Origin of the sequence: Bacillus salacetis (assembly GCF_049177075.1) — a bacterium.
GTDB classification, from domain to species: domain Bacteria; phylum Bacillota; class Bacilli; order Bacillales; family Bacillaceae_B; genus Rossellomorea; species Rossellomorea salacetis_A.
Map to the genome: position 1 here is coordinate 153,469 of NZ_CP185377.1, position 16,532 is coordinate 170,000.

Genomic DNA, 16,532 nt, shown 5'->3' on the forward strand with positions numbered 1-16,532 from the left:
TCTTTGTAAATAAGGAGGTGCCGACATGAAATTACATGAATTAAAACCTGCTAAAGGTTCTCGCAAAGAGCGCAATCGTGTAGGCCGTGGTATCGGTTCTGGTAATGGTAAAACTGCCGGAAAAGGTCATAAAGGTCAAAACGCTCGTTCTGGCGGTGGAACTCGTCCTGGTTTCGAAGGTGGTCAAACACCTTTATTCCAACGTCTTCCTAAGCGCGGTTTCACAAACATTAACCGTAAAGAATACGCAATTGTTAACCTTGATGCATTAAATCGCTTTGAAGATGGAACTGAAGTTACACCTGAGCTTCTAATCGAGACTGGTGTAGTAAGCAGCGAAAAAGCTGGAATCAAGATTCTTGGTAAAGGTAATATTGAGAAAAAGCTTACAGTGAAAGCAAACAAATTCTCATCTACTGCTAAAGAAGCAATCGAAGCTGCTGGCGGTAAAACTGAGGTGATTTAATGTTTCAGACAATCTCCAATTTTATGCGCGTGGGTGATATAAGAAACAAAATTATTTTCACCCTTCTTATGCTTGTTGTCTTTCGCTTAGGTACGTTCATTCCAGTACCAAGCGTGGACGCAGAAGTGCTGAAAATGCAAGAACAAGCCGGATTGATCGGCTTCCTAAATACATTCGGCGGAGGAGCGCTTAAGAACTTCTCGATCTTTGCTATGGGGATCATGCCGTATATCACAGCATCTATCATTGTGCAGCTACTGCAGATGGATGTTGTGCCAAAATTTACGGAATGGTCTAAGCAGGGGGATGTTGGCCGCCGTAAATTAGCTCAGTTTACCCGCTATTTCACTATCGTATTAGGTTTTATCCAGGCACTGGGTATGTCTTATGGATTTAACCAATTATACGGTGGATTCTTGATCCCGAACCCAAGCATTACGACGTACCTTTTAATTGCATTAATTTTAACTGCTGGTACGGCGTTCTTATTGTGGCTAGGTGAACAAATCACTGCCAAAGGTGTTGGAAACGGTATTTCGATCTTGATTTTCGCAGGTATCGTAGCAGCTATTCCTAATGCAGTAAACCAATATTATGCATCACAGCTTGAAGGAGCCGGCGACGCCCTTTTCCTTCGCATCGTTGTGACATTATTGATCCTATTAGCGATTGTGGCAATCGTGGTTGGCGTTATCTTCATCCAGCAGGCACTGAGAAAGATCCCTATCCAATACGCTAAGCGTCTTGTGGGCCGCAGTCCTGTCGGAGGACAATCCACTCACTTGCCATTGAAAGTTAATGCTGCAGGTGTAATTCCGGTAATCTTCGCGATTTCCTTCATTATTACACCGCAAACCATCGCATCATTCTTTGGTACGAATGATGTAACAAGTACGATTCAGTATGTATTTGATTACACTCAACCGATCGGTATGGTCATTTATGTTGCGTTGATCATTGCATTCACGTACTTTTATGCTTTCATTCAAGTCAACCCTGAGCAAATGGCAGAGAACTTGAAAAAGCAAGGTGGTTATATTCCGGGAATTCGCCCTGGTAAAAACACTCAAGAGTATTTGACAAGGGTATTATATCGTCTGACTTTTGTCGGTGCGATATTCTTAGCTGTCATTTCCATTCTTCCTGTTTTCTTCATTAAGTTCGCAGGTTTACCGCCTGCTGCTCAAATTGGAGGAACAAGCTTGCTGATCGTTGTGGGTGTTGCACTCGAAACGATGAAAGGGCTGGAAGCTCAGTTGGTGAAACGCCACTATAAAGGCTTCATTAAATAAAAAAAGGTTTTGGGGACTTTTGTTCCCTGAAACCCCAATAGAGACTGAGGTGGAATTCGAGTGAACATAGTATTAATGGGTTTGCCAGGTGCAGGAAAAGGTACTCAGGCTGAAAGAATCGTTGAAAAGTATGGGATTCCCCATATCTCTACAGGCGACATGTTCCGTGCCGCAATGAAAGAGGAAACGGAACTTGGCTTGAAAGCAAAATCTTTTATCGACAAAGGTGAATTGGTACCGGACGAAGTAACGATCGGTATCGTTCAAGAGCGTCTCAGCAAAGAAGACGCACATAAAGGATTCCTTTTGGACGGTTTCCCAAGAACGGTTGCACAGGCAGACGCTCTTGAGAACATCCTTGATAACCTTGGCAAAAAAATTGATTATGTGATTAATATTCAGGTCGATAAAGAGGTCTTGATGGAACGCCTGACAGGCCGCCGAATCTGCAAAAACTGCGGAGCGACTTATCACCTTGTATTCAATCCTCCAAGCGAAGAAGGCGTTTGTGACCGCTGCGGCGGAGAACTTTATCAGCGTGCTGATGATAATGCAGAAACAGTTCAGAACCGCTTGGATGTCAATATCAAACAAACTCAGCCGCTTCTTGATTTCTATCAGGAAAAAGGCTACCTAGTCAACATCGATGGCCAGAGGGACATCAACGAAGTATTCTCAGAAATCGATGAACTAATCGGGAGTTCCCGCTAATGATCATTTGTAAAACTCCTCGTGAGATAGACATCATGCGTGAAGCAGGTAAGATTGTCGCACTCACTCACAAGGAATTGCAAAAGCATATTGCCCCGGGAATAACGACTCTTGAATTGGATGCAATCGCTGAAAAATTCATAAGTCAAAATGGTGCAATTCCTTCTTTTAAAGGTTATAATGGGTTTCGTGGCAGCATTTGTGCTTCCGTAAACGATGAATTGGTTCATGGAATTCCTGGTGACCGTACGTTGAAAGACGGCGATATAATCAGCATCGATATCGGTGCGAAGTATATGGGTTACCATGGCGATTCAGCTTGGACTTATCCTGTTGGAACTATAGATGACGAAACTCAAAGACTGCTGGATGTAACTGAGGAATCATTATATCTTGGCTTAAAAGAAGCAAAACCAGGTGAACGTCTATCGAACATCTCTCATTCGATCCAGACTTTTGTTGAAGCAGAAGGGTTTTCCATTGTTCGTGAGTATGTCGGGCACGGTGTTGGTCAAGACTTACATGAGGATCCCCAAATTCCTCATTATGGTCCTCCTAACAGAGGTCCGCGTCTTAAACCTGGTATGGTACTTGCTATTGAACCTATGGTGAATGCAGGCAGTCGTTATGTAAGGACATTGACTGATAACTGGACAGTTGTTACAGTTGATGGTAAAATGTGTGCGCACTTTGAACACACAATTGCTATTACAGAAGAAGGTTACGAGATTTTAACGAAAGCCTAAGTGAAGGTGATCTGATTGATCGAGTCCGATACGACTCCGTGTATAGGGCAAATCGTTTCAACCAAACAAGGAAGGGATGCCGGGCAGTACTCGGTTGTCATCCGGCAGGTGGATGAACGGTTTGTGTTAATTGCTGATGGAGATAAACGAAAGTTTGATCGTCCAAAGAAGAAAAACATTCAACATCTCTATTTTCACAATTATATCTCTCCAGAAGTTCAGAACAGTTTAGCAGAAACTGGGCGAGTGACAAACGGAAAACTGCGTTATGCATTAACAAAGTTTTTGAACGAAGTCTTAGAAGATGTTAAGAAGGGAGACGAATTCGATGGCGAAAGATGATGTAATCGAAGTGGAAGGCACAGTAGTTGAAACTTTGCCTAACGCTATGTTTAAGGTAGAATTAGAAAATGGTCATACGGTACTTGCTCACGTATCCGGTAAGATTCGCATGCACTTCATCCGAATCCTGCCAGGAGATAAAGTTACTGTTGAACTATCTCCATATGACCTGACTCGCGGAAGAGTCACTTATCGTTATAAATAATCTATTGCACTCCGTACTCTCAAGGAGGTTAGAATAAGATGAAAGTCAGACCATCTGTAAAGCCGATCTGCGAAAAATGTAAAGTTATTCGCCGTCGCGGTAAAGTAATGGTTATCTGTGAAAACCCTAAACACAAACAAAAACAAGGCTAATAAAGAAGGAGGTGCGCGCTTAATATGGCACGTATTGCTGGTGTAGATATCCCACGTGACAAACGTATTGTCATTTCACTAACATACATTTATGGTATTGGTAAAAATACTGCTCAAAAGATCCTTGCTGAAGCTGGTGTTTCTGAAGACACTCGCGTTCGCGATCTAACTGATGATGAACTTGGTAAAATCCGTGACATCGTTGACAAATTGAAAGTTGAAGGGGACCTTCGTCGTGAAATCTCCCTTAACATCAAACGTCTAATGGAAATCGGTTCTTACCGTGGTCTTCGCCACCGCAGAGGTTTACCTGTTCGCGGTCAAAACACTAAAAACAACGCTCGTACTCGTAAAGGTCCTCGTAAGACTGTAGCGAACAAGAAAAAATAATAGGTAAAGGAGGTTACATCTTAAAATGGCACGTAAAACTAACACTCGTAAGCGTCGTGTGAAAAAGAATATCGAATCTGGTATTGCACACATTCGTTCTACATTCAACAATACAATCGTAATGATCACTGACGTTCATGGTAATGCTGTAGCATGGTCAAGTGCAGGCTCTTTAGGATTCAAAGGTTCTCGTAAATCTACTCCTTTCGCTGCACAAATGGCTGCTGAAACTGCTGCAAAAGCATCCCAGGAACACGGACTAAAAACTCTTGAAGTAACCGTTAAAGGACCAGGTGCAGGCCGTGAAGCAGCAATCCGTGCTCTTCAAGCTGCAGGACTTGAAGTTACTGCAATCAGAGACGTTACTCCAGTTCCTCATAATGGATGTCGTCCACCAAAACGTCGCCGTGTTTAATTTCTCTGTATAAATTTCGTATCCCTGTCAATAATGGATATGATAAAATGATACGTTTCATGGAGAGGGTTAAACCAGTTGTTGGTATACAATCGGGAACGTAAACATGGGAAATTTCGGCCCAGCCTAAGCCGGGATTTCGACGTTTTGAAGGAGGGTAAATATTAATGATCGAAATTGAGAAACCAAAAATTGAAACGGTTGAGATCAGCGATGATGCCGCATTTGGAAAATTCGTCGTGGAACCACTTGAGCGTGGATATGGTACAACTTTGGGTAACTCCTTACGTCGTATCCTATTGTCCTCACTACCTGGTGCTGCTGTAACGTCCATTCAAATCGATGGAGTACTGCATGAATTTTCAACAATTGAAGGTGTCGTGGAAGATGTAACGACAATCATCATGAATATCAAAAAGCTTGCTCTGAAGATCTATTCTGATGAAGAGAAAACGCTTGAAATTGACGTGAATGGTGAAGGAGTAGTAACAGCTGCTGATATTACTCATGATAGTGATGTAGAAGTTCTTAACCCTGCACTGCACATTGCTACATTGTCTGCGAACAGCAACTTCCGCATGCGTCTGACAGCTCAACGAGGTCGAGGATATACACCTGCTGATCAAAACAAACGAGAGGACCTGCCAATCGGCGTGATCCCAATCGACTCTATTTACACTCCAGTTTCACGCGTTAACTATCAAGTTGAAAATACTCGTGTTGGTCAATTGACTAATTTCGATAAACTTTCCCTTGATGTTTGGACTGACGGAAGCATTGGCCCGAAAGAAGCTATTTCTCTTGGTGCTAAGATTCTAAATGAGCATCTTAACATTTTTGTCGGTCTTACTGACGAAGCTCAGAATGCTGAAATCATGGTAGAAAAAGAAGAAGATCAAAAAGAGAAAGTTCTGGAAATGACTATCGAAGAACTTGATCTATCTGTTCGTTCATATAACTGCTTGAAGCGCGCTGGAATCAACACTGTTCAGGAACTTGCTAACAAGACTGAAGAAGATATGATGAAAGTCCGCAACTTGGGACGTAAATCCTTGGAAGAAGTAAAAGTTAAGCTTGAAGATCTTGGCTTAGGTTTACGCAAGGACGACTGAGTTAAGCAACAAGTTATTTAACGATCTAACAAAGGAGGGAATCTTAAATGGCATACAGAAAGTTAGGACGTACTAGCGCTCAACGTAAAGCAATGCTTCGCGATTTAGCTACTGACCTAATCATCAACGAACGCATCGAAACAACAGAAGCTCGTGCAAAAGAACTTCGCTCAGTTGTTGAGAAAATGATCACATTAGGAAAACGTGGTGACTTGCATGCACGTCGTCAAGCATCAAGCTTCATCCGTCATGAAGTTGCTAATGCTGAAGAGAACCAGGATGCAGTCCAAAAGTTGTTCGCTGATATCGCTGGCCGCTACTCTGAGCGTCAAGGCGGATACACTCGTATCATGAAGCTTGGACCTCGCCGCGGTGACGGTGCTCCAATGGTCATCATTGAGCTAGTATAATTTCATTCATACACAACAAGGGCAGGACAGTTATTTTGTTAACTGCTTCTATGCCCTTTTTGTTTACACCTTGGTCAATACACAAAAAGCAGAGCGTTACGATGGGCATTCCTAGAAATGACCCGTCTAGCTCATGCACCTCTTCCAGCTTCTATTCCGATAGAAGTCCGTTCATACCGTGAACAAGAAAGCAGCTGCTTTCCATGGAACGAGGTGCAGGCTTTTTTTTGTATTCGGGACTTTTTTATGCTTTACAAGTAGCATTCCCATTTCAATGAAAAATAGAAGAGAACAGATTGAGCATAGAAGAGATGAGAGGAGGGGTACGATGAAAGAACTCATTTCCATAGAAAATGTAAGCTATCGTTATAATGAGCAGGAAACCTATGCTTTAAATGACATATCCTTGAAAGTCTATGATTCTGAATGGCTTGCAATCGTCGGCCATAACGGGTCAGGCAAATCAACATTGGCTAAAATGTTGAACGGGCTGCTGTTTCCCGAAAAAGGAACGGTTACGGTCGATGGCATCTCGCTTACAGAAGAGAATGTATGGGATATCAGGGCGAAGATAGGAATGGTTTTTCAGAATCCTGACAATCAGTTTGTCGGTACGACAGTAGAAGACGATGTGGCTTTTGGTTTAGAAAATCACGGAATCGCTCAGGATGTTATGGCAGAGAGAGTCAAGGGTGCCCTTAAACTGGTCAATATGAGTGATTTTCTTAATCAAGAACCTCACCACTTATCAGGAGGCCAGAAGCAGCGTGTGGCCATAGCCGGCGTTGTAGCCTTAAGGCCTGATATCATTATATTGGACGAAGCGACTTCCATGCTGGATCCCCAAGGACGGCAGGAAGTACTTGCAACAATACGTGAACTAAAGGAAAACAGTCACCTGACAGTCATTTCGATCACTCATGACTTGGAGGAGGCTGCAAAGGCAGACCGGATGTTGGTCTTGAACAAGGGAGAAGTCTTTAAAGAAGGGTCTCCTTTGGAGATTTTTAAACTGGACGAGGAGTTGACAGCTTTAGGGCTGGACATTCCGTTTCCGGGCAGAATGGCAAAAGCGTTGAGAAAAAGGGGCATTTCCCTTTCTGAAACCTATTTAACACAAGAAGAATTGGTGAGAGATTTATGGACATTTCACTCGAACAAGTAGAATACCGGTATTCGGCAGGTACCCCTTTTGAGAAGCTGGCACTTGAGGACCTCAACCTCCTCCTGCCTTCAAAAAAGTATACAGCTATCATAGGGCATACCGGATCGGGAAAATCCACTCTCCTTCAGCATTTGAATGCATTGCTGAAACCAACTTCAGGCAAAGTGGTCATAGGCGACTATGAAATAACCCCTAAGAAGAAAAATAAACAATTAAAACCAATCAGAAAACGTGTTGGCATTGTATTTCAATTTCCGGAACACCAGCTTTTTGAGGAAACTGTCTTAAAAGACATCTGCTATGGCCCCCTTAATTTCGGTGTTTCTGAGGAAGAGGCGGAAAGAAGGGCTAGGGAACTGATTGTCACTGTCGGGCTGAACGAGGATATACTCGAACGTTCCCCGTTTGATTTGTCAGGAGGGCAGAAGAGAAGGGTGGCCATCGCAGGTGTTCTTGCTATGGAGCCGGATGTTCTGGTCCTTGATGAACCAACTGCAGGACTTGACCCGCGGGGGCGGACGGAAATCATGGACATGTTCCATCGAATCCACATTGAAAAGGGACTTACTACAGTCCTCGTTACTCACAGCATGGAGGATGCTGCCCAGTATGCGGATGAGCTTGTCATCATGCAGAAAGGGAAGCTCGTCGGAAAGGGATCGCCCCAAGAGATTTTTTCAAAACCGGAATGGTTATTCTCGATGGGCTTGGATGTCCCTGAGGTTGTGAAATTCCAATACAGCGTGGAACAGCAGTTAGGGCACAAGTTCAGCAAGACCTGCCTGACAATCGAAGAACTGGCAGATGAGATCAAGACTTATACGAAGCGTGGTGAACGGTCATGATGGATAAGATGATATTCGGCCGTTATATACCGAGTGATTCTTTTGTTCACAGGATGGACCCGCGTTCCAAGCTGATTTTTGTCTTTGCATTTATATGTATTGTTTTCCTGGCAAATAATGCTGCCACTAATGCAGTCCTGGGGGCTTTTACCTTGGCAGCAATGCTATCAGTGAAGGTTCCTTTAAAATTCCTTCTTGGCGGGCTGAAGCCTGTCATGTGGCTTGTGCTTTTCACCTTCCTGCTCCATATTCTTTTTACTAAAGAAGGAGAAGTGCTGCTGGACTTGGGGTTCCTGAAAATTTATGAAGAGGGCCTTAGGCAGGCCGTATTCATTTCATTGCGCTTCACTTATCTAATCATTGTGACCACGCTGCTGACTCTCACGACATCGCCAATCTCGATTACTGATGGCCTGGAGACACTGCTGGACCCATTGAAAAAGGTGAAGTTTCCTGTCCATGAGATGGCTTTGATGATGAGTATTTCCCTAAGGTTCATTCCGACCTTGATGGAGGAAACGGACAAAATCATCAAAGCACAGACAGCCAGAGGAGCAGAACTCGCTTCAGGTCCTGTAAAAGAAAGGATCAAGTCGATTGTTCCTTTATTGATCCCATTGTTTGTCAGTGCCTTCAAACGGGCAGAAGATCTGGCAACAGCCATGGAGGCAAGAGGGTACAAAGGCGGCGAAGGCCGGACGAAGTACAGGGTTCTCCGCTGGACAGGAACGGACACGGCAGTCCTTGGATCCCTTGTCGTCCTGGCAGCGATATTGATTGTATTAAGAGGCTGATGGGAGTGTCCTTATGCAGCGAATAAAATGTATAGTGGCTTACGACGGCACACCGTTTGCCGGGTATCAGGTACAGCCTGGGAAGCGGACGGTCCAGCTGGAGATTGAGAAAGCTCTCTCTGACATTCATAAAGGAGATGAAGTGAAGATTACAGCATCCGGCAGAACGGATGCCGGGGTCCATGCCAAGGGCCAGGTCTTTCACTTTGACACAGGGCTCTCCATCCCTGCAGAGAAGTGGCCGACAGTGCTGAACAGCAAGCTGCCAGCTGAGATTGTGGTGACTTCTGCAGAAATCGTTTCTGCTGAATTTCATGCCCGTTTTTCGGCAGTCAAAAAAGAATACCGCTATTCGGTTTATCGGAGTAAAACAACTGATCCCTTCAAAAGGGATTTTGCGGTGCATTATCCATTTCAGTTGAATATAGCAGAAATGAAAAAAGCAGCGGGGTATTTGATTGGAGAACATGATTTTACAAGTTTCTGCTCTGCAAAGACAGAAGTTGAAGATAAGGTCAGAACGATATACTCTATTAAAATAGAGGCAGATGAAGAAGAAATCACCTTTTCATATACAGGCAATGGTTTTCTCTATAATATGGTCAGAATCCTCTCAGGGACGCTTCTCGAAGTCGGCAGGGGCAAGTACACTGCTGAAGAGGCAAGGGGCATGCTGGAGGCGAGAGACCGGAATGCAGCAGGCAAAACCGCTGCTCCGCAAGGGTTATATCTATGGAAAGTGTTTTACTGAAAAGTTTTTTGCTAAAACAACTAATCCAGGTGTAACATTCCCTTGACATCCAAGTGGGAACAAGATATTATAACATATGGTATGTTATTAACCCCACGATAAGCCCCGGAATCTTATTGTGATTAAAGATATATACTATCGGAACTTTAATGAAATATGAATGATAAATATTAGGAGGGTAACTCATGCGTACGACATATATGGCAAAAGCTAATGAAATCGAACGTAAATGGTACGTTGTCGACGCTGAAGGCAAGACTCTTGGTCGCCTTTCAAGCGAAGTAGCATCTATTTTACGCGGTAAACACAAACCAACTTTCACACCACACGTTGACACTGGTGATCACGTGATCATCATTAATGCATCTAAGATTGAATTAACAGGTAAGAAACTTACTGACAAAATCTACTACCGTCACAGCCAACACCCAGGCGGTTTGAAATCCCGTACTGCTCTTGAAATGCGTACAAACTACTCAGAAAAAATGCTTGAACTTGGAATCAAAGGTATGCTTCCAAAAGGTTCTCTTGGCCGTCAAATGTTCAAGAAATTACACGTATTCGCTGGCGCAGAACATACGCACCAAGCACAAAAACCAGAAGTTTACGAACTTCGTGGATAATCAATAAGAGGAGGTTATTATCTTGGCACAAGTTCAATATTACGGAACTGGTCGTCGTAAGAGCTCAGTAGCTCGTGTACGTCTAGTACCAGGTAACGGAAACATCGTTATTAATGATCGTGAAGTAGAAAACTACATCCCATTCGAAGCACTACGTGAGGTTATCAAACAACCTCTAGTTGCAACTGAAACTGTTGGCAACTACGATGTATTGGTAAACGTACACGGTGGTGGATACACTGGCCAAGCTGGTGCAATCCGTCACGGTATCGCTCGTGCATTGCTTCAAGCAGATCCTGAATACCGCGGAACTCTTAAGCGCGCAGGATTACTGACTCGTGACGCTCGTATGAAAGAACGTAAAAAATACGGTCTTAAAGGCGCTCGTCGTGCACCTCAGTTCTCAAAACGTTAATTTTTATTATCGTTCAATCCCAGCTGGATTATCCAGCTGGGATTTTTTGTTGTTGTATCAGCTTTTTGCGGAGAGACTCTTTTGACTACATTAAATACATTCCCTTGAAATGATGATGTAGTCAATGAGAGTGAATAGGGACATCAAGTACAGTGTATTAGAGAAATGATGTAGTCAAAGAAGGATATTAAGGACATCACAGGTAGAGAGTAACGATAATGATGTAGTAAAAAGAGCGTTTTAGGGACATCAAACAAAAGGAACTAGCGAGATGATGTAGTGAAAACGGGGTATTTAGAACATCAAATGAACAGATCATAAGGAATGATGTCTGTCGCGCGTCCAGCGAGAAAAATCATTTCAACAATTCATGGCTCATACCCGTCACGAGCCAAATCAGCCAGAATTGGAAACCATTGCTCGAATGAAGTACAGCTTTAAGCAAAAAATACGTTCAAAGGGAGGGAATACCTTTGAACGTTATTACTTCATTTAATTCAAAGAGACGAGAGAAGCAGATTCAGCATGAGAGAAAGCTGCTGCGGGAAATCTCGATAAAGATGCTGCAGGAAAGTGTCCGCAAGCATTTTGGGCAGATCAAGATCCAGGGCGGTGTCTTTATGCAGCAGGGTTTTGATGAAGCTTGCTTTGATGTGGCGATTGAAGCGTACTTGCTTGGCGGAAAGCTGAGTAAATTCGGGTACAGTGGTGAGTCGCAGCAAGAAGTCCAAGAACGGTGCGATCCTGAAATGAAGCACTATATAGATACGTTATATAATTTCTGGCTCTATTGGTCAGAGCTCGGAGTTTCCAATACAGTGGATGAATCCTTCTACTACAGCTGTGAACACTTCGTTGAGACATGGTGGAGTGAAGGGTATCAGAATGGTATAAAGAGGCATAAACTCAGAATGCATTAATTCTATTCCGGCAGTTCTAAAATCACTCCTTGTCCCATATTTTTTATAGAGATGGGGGAGGGAATTTGGATGAAGAATAAACTTAAGATGATGGGATTTGCCGGGATTGTCATCATAATATTTTTGATTTTCCAATATAAGCTGCTCGATACTGATACATGGGAATCCTGGAATCTTCCTTTATCAGGCAAGATCATTTATATTGATCCCGGCCACGGCGGCCCTGATGGAGGCGCGGAAAGCGGTACAGGAAATAATGAAGTGCAGGAAAAAGATATAGCACTGAATGTGTCGCTCATGCTGCGCGATTATTTTCAAGAGCAGGGGGCACTTGTCATTTTGACGAGGGAAGATGACCGTGATTTAGCCCCTGAAGGAATGAAGGGATACAGCAGACGGAAAACGGCAGATCTTAAAAAGCGGCTGGAAATGATCAATTCATCTGAGGCCGATCTTTATCTCAGTGTGCATTTGAACGCAATTCCTTCAAGCAGGTGGAGCGGAGCCCAAACATTTTACAACCCAAAGTTTAAAGAGAATAAAGAGATAGCGGAAGCGATTCAGTCAGAGCTGATCAGGAATCTTGAGAACACGAAGAGAGAGGCAAAGGGCATCCAGAATGTTTATTTGGTGAAGAATATTAACAAGCCGGGAGCACTGGTCGAAATCGGATTCCTGTCCAATCCAGGAGAAAAGGCAAACCTGATTACCGAGAAATATCAGCAAAAAGTTGCTGCTTCAATTTATGAGGGAGTATTAGAGTATTATGATGAGAAAACTGATGAGGAGTAACCTCTCAGTTTTTTTATATTTCTGTAAGCTGTAAGACAATTCAATACAATTAGAATATGTTATACTGAAATAGGATGAAAACGAATTCAAGATCAAAGGAAGGTGTAAGCATGTTAACAGAACAACAAGTTAAAGATTTATTATATAAAATGAAAGATCCTTTCTTACATAAAACGCTGGAGGAAACGAACGGTGTTCTTGAAGTAAGTATAAAAGAAGAGAAAAACCATGTCAGCGTCAAGGTAGCTATTGCTAAGACCGGCACGGCTGAACAGATGAAGATGCAGCAGGAAATTGTGAAAGTCCTTAAAGAAAATGGAGCAGAAACGGTCGGTATTCGTTTTGCGGATCTTTCACCGGAAGAGCTGGAGAAGCACAGAGGTTCCCAAGGGGAAGGCGAGGAGTCGGGCAGCCTGCTCTCTCCTGGAAGCAAAACAACATTTATTGCGATTGCCAGCGGTAAGGGGGGAGTCGGTAAATCAACCGTCTCTGTTAACCTTGCAGTATCCTTGGCACGTGCAGGGAAAAAAGTGGGACTCGTTGATGCTGATATCTATGGTTTCAGTGTCCCTGATATGATGGGCATTGTGAAAAGACCTGTTGTCAGGGGAGAAAAAATCATTCCAGTAGAGAGATTTGGAGTAAAAGTCATTTCCATGGGCTTCTTTGTTGAAGACAATGCGCCGGTCATCTGGAGAGGGCCGATGCTTGGGAAAATGTTGAACAACTTCTTTGGTGAGGTAGAGTGGGGCGACCTGGATTACCTGCTGCTTGACCTGCCTCCGGGTACAGGGGATGTTGCCCTGGATATCCATACAATGCTTCCACAGTGTAAGGAGATCATCGTCACAACTCCTCACCCTACAGCGGCATTTGTTGCTGCTCGTGCAGGAGCAATGGCACTGAGCACCGACCATGAGATTTTGGGTGTTATCGAAAACATGTCCTATTTCGAGAGCAAGACGACTGGAGAGAAAGAATATGTATTCGGAAGAGGCGGCGGAGAGAAGCTTGCTGAAGAATTGAGAACCGACCTTCTTGGAAAGCTTCCGCTTCAGCAGCCGGATTGGAATGAAGAAGACTTTGCGCCATCCGTATATGACGTGGATCACCGAATTGGAAAGATTTACGGAGATATTGCTTATAAAGTGATTGAGTTATTATCATAAGAAACATAGAAGATGAACAACGTCCTGAAATAACGGGGCGTTGTTTTTTTTAGCTAGAGCTGATTTTGGAACTTTTTGTTAGTTGAAGGTATGTTAAGGGAAAAACGTAATAGGAATGGAATATGGGAGGGGTGCAGATGCATAAAAAAACGTTAAGCTTATTAATCCTTGTAATCTTTTTGTTAACCGCATGCAATTCCAGAACCTTTTCTTTTGCAGGTGAAACAGATAATTGGTCAGCAGAATTAAAAGTCAATCAATCCAGTGGTTTTCAAAAACAGGAATTTTTATTGAAATATAAAGGGGAGGATATTAGTTCTATTGGAGAGATTGCTTATCATGTCGAAAGTGTCGGCGGATTTGGACGGGAAGGTGTAACGCTGGAGGAAAACGGTTCTATACGACATGTTGATGAGGCGAATCCCACCAATGCTAAAGTAGATGAAAATACGAAAGTGGAGGTAACTGTTGAATGGAATGGCAATACGGAAACATTTAACCTGGAAAAGAAATAAAACAAGCGGCTTAGATATACGCCGCTTGTTTTATTTCTTTAGGCTCCTTCTCCGCCGCCGGACTCTGCACTGCCTCCACCGCCGCCGGATTCGCCTCCACCGCCTTCACCGCCGCCTTGGCCGCCTTGTTCTCCGCCCTGGCTTTTCATTTCACTTGCTGCTTTCAGCAGGAGATCTTGAATTTTGGCTTTAAACAGCGGGCTTTCGAAGGTTTCGGTCATTACTTGCTGAAGGTGTTCCCTATATTCTTTGCTTTTCAGGGTTTCCCCAATTTCTTTCTGGATTTCCGGGTCTTTTAGAATATCCATCACCATTCCCTGGTATTCCGGGTCTTTCATCAGATCTTTCAACAGTTTTTCGTTCTCACCCTTCATACTCTTTGCCATGGCTTCGGCGAATTTCGGGTCTTCAAACGACTTCTTCCAGAATTCACTGCCTTTGTCGGAAGTGAGGGTGGTTATGATGGTCTCCTTTACAACCCCTTCATCCATGATGAGCTTCTGCTTCACTTTTTCATCGGACATAATATCCTGTATAGCTTTTTTTCCATCATCTGTTTTCAGTATATCAACAACCATTTTCTTGGTCTCTTCGTAGTCAGGCTGATTGGCGCTTGCTTGTCCGCCTCCTCCACCGCAGGCAGAAAGAATTAGAAGCGGCAGCAGTAGAAAGAGAAAGGATAATTTTTTCATCTTAAAGCCCCTTTCAATTCAAAATATCCCTACAGTTAATATGGATCAAATGAAAAAAAATATACCGGGGGATAAGGTTGATGTGGATTTTTCAAATGGTCGTTTGGTACAATCAAAGAAGTGCAAAAAATTGTAATGGAGGCATTTCTTAAGTGACTATCCGGAATTGGATTCGATTATTTTTCTCCACTCTCATGGTAGGTGGAATTGTTACTGGTATTTCAGGAGTAATATTAAGGTGGAATGAATTTGAGCCTTGGTTCTCGGATTTTGACCTGGGCAGAATTATATCTGTTTTCTTATGGCTGATTGTGGTAGGGTTTACATTCAGTGTCATCAGTCAAATGGGCTTCTTCGCGTATTTGACTGTTCATCAGTTTGGTCTCGGCATGTTCCGGTCTTTTTGGAACAGCGTCCAAATTGTTATAACCCTCTTTGTTTTATTTGATCTGATCTATTTCCGATTCGATGGATTTACCATCGATGGGGATATCAAGTATTCGTATATCATCTTATTTTTATTGATTGTCGTAACCGGACTTGTGGTGGCTTTTTTGAAGAATAAACAGTCGGGGCAAAACACATTTGTCTCTGCTATCTTCTTTATGGTGGTAGTAACGGTCCTGGAATGGCTTCCGGTCTTGCAGGCAAAAGAAAGCAATTGGCTTTTCTTGATGTTATTTGCCCTATTGTCCTGTAACGCCTATCAGCTGCTTGCTTTGCCAAAGTACAACAAGCGGTCGGAAGAAGAGAGACAAGCGAAAAAATAAAAGAAGGACTGATCCGCTGCAGGATCAGTCCTTTTTATTTTAAGGAATCAAAGTGGTTTTGGTTTTGCCGTTTGCAATCATTTCTGAAACGCTGATGAATTCTCCCTTGGCCTTAAGGGTTTTCACGATCTGTGGAAGAGCCTTTTGGGTTTGTTTAGCGGAATCCGAGGCATGCAGAAGAACAATATCTCCTTTTTTTGCGGAAGATACATTTTCAACTATTTGCTCTGCTCCTGGATTCGTCCAATCCTGGGAATTGACACTCCAGTGAACGACAGTAAACCCCAGCTTATCAGCAATGGATAAAACGCGCTTGTCGAAATGGCCGGTCGGCATGCGGAGAAGATTGACATCTTTAATATTCAGCTTCTCAAACACTTCTTGTGATTTTAGGATATCCTGCCGTACCTTGGCATCTTCCATTTCACTATAATCTTTATAAGCATATCCAAGGCTTCCGATTTCATACCCCTGCTTATTGATCTTCTCTACTATATCAGGATGCCTTTCCGCCCACGCGCCTGAAAGAAAGAAAGTAGCAGACTGCACTCCCTGCTTCTTAAGTTCTTCAAGAATAGGTTCAGCTTTTTCGTCACCCCACCCAACGTTGAATGTGAGGGCTATCCCTTTATCCCCTTTATAAATGGCCTTCGGTCCATCCTCTGTCGAAAAAACAGGTAAAGCGGAAAGGGTTCCGGTAAAAATGAATAAAGCCGTGAAAAAAGAAATGACCAGAATAAGAACACCCTGTTTTATTTTTCGGGCATTTAATGTGTAAAAAGCATTCATACTATCCCTCCAAGAGACGATTTCCTGTTCTAACATATGCATGTCCGAAGA

24 protein-coding genes are annotated in these 16,532 nt (G+C 43.2%); 22 read left to right on the forward strand and 2 right to left on the reverse strand.

Annotated elements, in window-relative coordinates; genetic code table 11:
* The first annotated feature begins 25 nt into the window (after positions 1-25).
* The 21 genes from rplO to ACOJQI_RS00930 all read left to right on the forward strand — a co-directional run bounded on the left by rplO (position 26) and on the right by ACOJQI_RS00930 (position 14,230).
* Positions 26-466 carry a 50S ribosomal protein L15 gene (gene rplO, locus ACOJQI_RS00830; protein ID WP_421382668.1) on the forward strand — a complete coding sequence of 147 codons (441 nt, stop codon included), beginning with the start codon at positions 26-28 and terminating at the stop codon, positions 464-466.
* Complete coding sequence (gene secY, locus ACOJQI_RS00835; RefSeq protein WP_421382670.1) at positions 466-1,758, forward strand: preprotein translocase subunit SecY; 1,293 nt, start codon at positions 466-468, stop codon at positions 1,756-1,758. Before rplO ends, secY begins: the two co-directional genes overlap by 1 nt.
* Before the next feature lie 60 nt (positions 1,759-1,818).
* Entirely contained in the window at positions 1,819-2,469 is a 651-nt protein-coding gene (locus ACOJQI_RS00840) for an adenylate kinase (RefSeq protein ID WP_421382672.1), read from the forward strand.
* Positions 2,469-3,215, forward strand: a complete 747-nt coding sequence (map, locus tag ACOJQI_RS00845) for a type I methionyl aminopeptidase (protein ID WP_421382674.1) — start codon at positions 2,469-2,471, stop codon at positions 3,213-3,215. The genes ACOJQI_RS00840 and map overlap by 1 nt, the downstream gene beginning before the upstream one ends.
* Before the next feature lie 15 nt (positions 3,216-3,230).
* Positions 3,231-3,557, forward strand: coding sequence for an RNA-binding protein (locus tag ACOJQI_RS00850; protein WP_421382676.1), 327 nt, complete (start codon positions 3,231-3,233; stop codon positions 3,555-3,557).
* Positions 3,544-3,762, forward strand: coding sequence for a translation initiation factor IF-1 (infA, locus tag ACOJQI_RS00855; RefSeq protein ID WP_113929778.1), 219 nt, complete (start codon positions 3,544-3,546; stop codon positions 3,760-3,762). Before ACOJQI_RS00850 ends, infA begins: the two co-directional genes overlap by 14 nt.
* 38 nt (positions 3,763-3,800) lie before the next feature.
* Positions 3,801-3,914 carry a 50S ribosomal protein L36 gene (rpmJ, locus tag ACOJQI_RS00860; protein WP_000868344.1) on the forward strand — a complete coding sequence of 38 codons (114 nt, stop codon included), beginning with the start codon at positions 3,801-3,803 and terminating at the stop codon, positions 3,912-3,914.
* Between the two features lie 24 nt (positions 3,915-3,938).
* A complete protein-coding gene (gene rpsM / locus ACOJQI_RS00865; RefSeq protein WP_409252548.1) occupies positions 3,939-4,304 on the forward strand; it encodes a 30S ribosomal protein S13 in 366 nt (121 codons plus the stop codon).
* A gap of 25 nt (positions 4,305-4,329) precedes the next feature.
* Complete coding sequence (gene rpsK / locus ACOJQI_RS00870; RefSeq protein WP_113929780.1) at positions 4,330-4,719, forward strand: 30S ribosomal protein S11; 390 nt, start codon at positions 4,330-4,332, stop codon at positions 4,717-4,719.
* Between the two features lie 167 nt (positions 4,720-4,886).
* On the forward strand, positions 4,887-5,831 hold the full coding sequence (locus tag ACOJQI_RS00875) for a DNA-directed RNA polymerase subunit alpha (protein ID WP_421382679.1): 945 nt from the start codon (positions 4,887-4,889) through the stop codon (positions 5,829-5,831).
* A gap of 47 nt (positions 5,832-5,878) precedes the next feature.
* Positions 5,879-6,241, forward strand: a complete 363-nt coding sequence (gene rplQ, locus ACOJQI_RS00880; RefSeq protein ID WP_421382681.1) for a 50S ribosomal protein L17 — start codon at positions 5,879-5,881, stop codon at positions 6,239-6,241.
* A 328-nt stretch (positions 6,242-6,569) separates the two neighbouring features.
* Positions 6,570-7,406, forward strand: coding sequence for an energy-coupling factor ABC transporter ATP-binding protein (locus ACOJQI_RS00885; protein WP_421382683.1), 837 nt, complete (start codon positions 6,570-6,572; stop codon positions 7,404-7,406).
* Positions 7,382-8,251: an energy-coupling factor ABC transporter ATP-binding protein gene (locus tag ACOJQI_RS00890; RefSeq protein ID WP_421382685.1), complete on the forward strand. Its 870-nt coding sequence runs from the start codon at positions 7,382-7,384 to the stop codon at positions 8,249-8,251. Before ACOJQI_RS00885 ends, ACOJQI_RS00890 begins: the two co-directional genes overlap by 25 nt.
* On the forward strand, positions 8,248-9,045 hold the full coding sequence (locus tag ACOJQI_RS00895) for an energy-coupling factor transporter transmembrane component T family protein (RefSeq protein WP_421382687.1): 798 nt from the start codon (positions 8,248-8,250) through the stop codon (positions 9,043-9,045). The genes ACOJQI_RS00890 and ACOJQI_RS00895 overlap by 4 nt, the downstream gene beginning before the upstream one ends.
* Positions 9,046-9,058: 13 nt before the next feature.
* A complete protein-coding gene (truA, locus tag ACOJQI_RS00900; RefSeq protein WP_421382689.1) occupies positions 9,059-9,796 on the forward strand; it encodes a tRNA pseudouridine(38-40) synthase TruA in 738 nt (245 codons plus the stop codon).
* Positions 9,797-9,981: 185 nt separating this feature from the next.
* On the forward strand, positions 9,982-10,419 hold the full coding sequence (gene rplM, locus ACOJQI_RS00905) for a 50S ribosomal protein L13 (protein WP_421382691.1): 438 nt from the start codon (positions 9,982-9,984) through the stop codon (positions 10,417-10,419).
* Positions 10,420-10,441: 22 nt separating this feature from the next.
* The gene (gene rpsI, locus ACOJQI_RS00910; protein ID WP_421382693.1) at positions 10,442-10,834 is read left to right on the forward strand and encodes a 30S ribosomal protein S9; all 393 of its coding nucleotides are present in this window, start codon (positions 10,442-10,444) and stop codon (positions 10,832-10,834) included.
* Between the two features lie 473 nt (positions 10,835-11,307).
* Positions 11,308-11,754 (forward strand): DUF2521 family protein, encoded by a 447-nt coding sequence (locus tag ACOJQI_RS00915; protein ID WP_421382695.1) that lies wholly within the window; start codon positions 11,308-11,310, stop codon positions 11,752-11,754.
* 69 nt (positions 11,755-11,823) lie between these two features.
* Positions 11,824-12,546, forward strand: coding sequence for an N-acetylmuramoyl-L-alanine amidase CwlD (gene cwlD / locus ACOJQI_RS00920; protein ID WP_421382697.1), 723 nt, complete (start codon positions 11,824-11,826; stop codon positions 12,544-12,546).
* A 110-nt stretch (positions 12,547-12,656) separates the two neighbouring features.
* Positions 12,657-13,715, forward strand: coding sequence for a P-loop NTPase (locus ACOJQI_RS00925; protein ID WP_421382699.1), 1,059 nt, complete (start codon positions 12,657-12,659; stop codon positions 13,713-13,715).
* Between the two features lie 137 nt (positions 13,716-13,852).
* Positions 13,853-14,230 carry a hypothetical protein gene (locus ACOJQI_RS00930; RefSeq protein WP_421382701.1) on the forward strand — a complete coding sequence of 126 codons (378 nt, stop codon included), beginning with the start codon at positions 13,853-13,855 and terminating at the stop codon, positions 14,228-14,230.
* Positions 14,231-14,268: 38 nt separating this feature from the next.
* Here the strand turns inward: ACOJQI_RS00930 and gerD are convergent, their stop codons facing one another.
* A complete protein-coding gene (gerD, locus tag ACOJQI_RS00935) occupies positions 14,269-14,922 on the reverse strand; it encodes a spore germination lipoprotein GerD (protein ID WP_421382703.1) in 654 nt (217 codons plus the stop codon).
* Positions 14,923-15,074: 152 nt separating this feature from the next.
* Here gerD and ACOJQI_RS00940 point away from each other — a divergent pair, with 152 nt between their 5' ends.
* Entirely contained in the window at positions 15,075-15,692 is a 618-nt protein-coding gene (locus ACOJQI_RS00940; RefSeq protein WP_421382705.1) for a KinB-signaling pathway activation protein, read from the forward strand.
* 39 nt (positions 15,693-15,731) lie between these two features.
* Here the strand turns inward: ACOJQI_RS00940 and pdaB are convergent, their stop codons facing one another.
* On the reverse strand, positions 15,732-16,481 hold the full coding sequence (pdaB, locus tag ACOJQI_RS00945) for a polysaccharide deacetylase family sporulation protein PdaB (protein WP_421382707.1): 750 nt from the start codon (positions 16,479-16,481) through the stop codon (positions 15,732-15,734).
* Positions 16,482-16,532: the final 51 nt, after the last annotated feature.